Annotated in this window: 1 protein-coding gene; it reads left to right on the top strand. The window is 45.7% G+C overall.

Annotation, left to right across the window (positions count from 1 at the left end; translation table 11 throughout):
• Nucleotides 1-1,141, top strand: a 1,141-nt coding sequence (locus tag ACTS60_RS00025; RefSeq protein WP_440886706.1) for a LamG-like jellyroll fold domain-containing protein, incomplete at both ends; no start/stop codon positions are given.

Raw genomic sequence — 1,141 nt, 5'->3', positions numbered from 1 at the left:
CTATATGTAGGGCTAGATGGTAGCCAGCCGATTGCTGGACTTGGCGACAACCTAATAAAGGGTAAAAATGATATCAAGGTCGATAAATGGGTGCATTTGGCTGCGGTATTTGACAAAGAGGCATCTCAGCGTGTGTTGTTTGTCAATGGTCAAGAAGTCAAACGAGAAAGTTCTGCAATATTTAAGGGCTCCAGTTGGCGCAGTTTGTTGTCTGGTGCGGCGCATAGGGCAAAAGGTGCTTCAGATTTTCAAGATGCGCAACTGGATGGTATCCAAGTCTGGTCCCGAGCACTCGACAGTAGTGATGTTCAAAGTTATATGTTGACGCCTCCTCAAGCTGGTGAGTCAGACGTGTTAGCGTACTATGATTTCAGTCGTTATCGTGGGTTGTGGGTGGAAAACTTAGCAACAGGCGAATTTGATATGAAACTGTCTGAGTCAGGTTTGATTGTTGATGCTGAGGCGAAGTCAGACTTCGATGGAGATGGGCTCAGTGACACTTTTGAACTTTCAATATGTAGTGATCCTCATAACGCTGACAGTGATGGCGATGGTTTATCGGATGGCACAGAGATGGGAGCAGAGACTGGTCGTTACCTTAGTGATCCATGTAGCTCAGATACAGACCATGATGGCATTGATGATGGGTTTGAATATGCGCGAGGCTGGAACTTACAACGCTTTGATGTGGCAGAGGTTAATAAGCAGGGAATAAATCATTGGGAAGAGTACACCAAGGCTCGGTCGAGATCAGCAGAATCAAGAGGTGAAGAGATAAACTCCGGCGACCATGTACTTGATGTGACTGATAAAGAAGCGTTTGCGTTTACGGGATTAGTGCCCACAGGTAAGCATTCTATGACCCTGATGTATTGGGTGAAGTTTAAGACGATGGGCAACCACTATCAGTTCTCCGGTGTGCATGATGGGAAAGATCATCGCCTATATGTAGGGCTAGATGGTAGCCAGCCGATTGCTGGACTTGGTGACAACCCAATAACGGGTAAAAATGATATCAAGGTCGATAAATGGGTGCATTTGGCTGCGGTATTTGACAAAGAGGCATCTCAGCGTGTGTTGTTTATTAATGGTCAAGAAGTCAAACGAGAAAGTTCTGCAATGTTTAAGGGCTCCAGTTTGC

The organism is Vibrio sp. WZ-1 (assembly GCF_052037695.1).
In the GTDB taxonomy this organism is placed as follows: domain Bacteria; phylum Pseudomonadota; class Gammaproteobacteria; order Enterobacterales; family Vibrionaceae; genus Vibrio.
Note: the sequence above shows the minus strand (reverse complement) of the source record. Positions and strands in the feature narration are given on the sequence as shown.